Consider the following 1091-nt stretch of genomic DNA (forward strand, 5'->3'; position numbering starts at 1 on the left):
AAATTCGGATTTGTGGGATAAATGTATGTATGTTAGGCTAGGAGAAATATGTGATTTTCAATCTGGAGGAACACCATCCAAAAATAATCAAAAATTTTTCGGTGGAGATATTCCGTGGATCACAACAGTAGCTTTAAATGGTTCGGGAATCGATGGAAGTGACGCAGTAAATTGGATTACAGAAGACGCTATTAAACAAAGTGCAGCCAAAATTGTTCCGGCAAATTCCATAATGATAGGAACACGTGTTGGAGTGGGAAAAGTAGCCATTAATTTAGTTGATATGTCTACCAGTCAAGATGTTGTTTCTCTGATTGGAATAGATGGAACTAGATGGTGTAAAGAGTATCTTTGCAAGTGTTTGACTGGAAAAAGTCAATATCTAAATTCCCAAGCACGTGGCGCAACAATTAAGGGTATAAAAATTGATACACTTGCAAATTTGAAAATACCAGAGATACCAATTGAAAAACAGTATGAAGTTTCAAGGATAATTGATAAAACGAGGATTATTATAGAACAACGAAAACAAGAGCTTACGAATTTAGATGAGCTGATGAAAGCCCGATTTGTCGAGATGTTTGGAACACCATATAGAAATGAAAAAGGCTTTCCAATGATGACAGTTGATGATATCGTTGAATTTATTGGAGGAGCACAACCTGATAAAAAATATTTCGAATATGAGGCGACAGAAGATAATATTCGATTGATTCAGATTAGAGATTATAAGACGGATAATTATGTTACCTATATTCCAAAATCAATGGCTAAAAGATTTTGTGATGTAGATGATATTATGATTGGTCGATATGGACCACCGATTTTTCAGATACTAAAAGGAATTAAAGGTTCATATAATGTTGCTCTTATGAAGGCTATTCCGAAGGCGGGAAATAAGGAATTTATAAGATATTTTCTTAAACAGGATTGTTTGTTTCAATATTTGGATGGATTGTCACAAAGAACAGCTGGACAGAGTGGAATCGAAATGTCTGCTCTTAAGACCTATCCATTTCCGTATCCGCCAATCGAATTACAAGAGGAATTTGAAAAATTTGCTAAGCAAGTCGACAAATCAAAAGTTGCAG

1 protein-coding gene is annotated in these 1091 nt (G+C 34.8%); it reads left to right on the forward strand.

Translation table 11 applies throughout. The features are described 5' to 3' along the window. A partial coding sequence (locus DWX00_RS19415) for a restriction endonuclease subunit S (protein ID WP_147398286.1) occupies positions 1-1091 on the forward strand: 1091 nt, incomplete at both ends.

Source organism: Blautia sp. AF17-9LB, assembly GCF_003479185.1.
Taxonomy (GTDB): Bacteria; Bacillota; Clostridia; order Lachnospirales; family Lachnospiraceae; genus Fusicatenibacter; species Fusicatenibacter saccharivorans.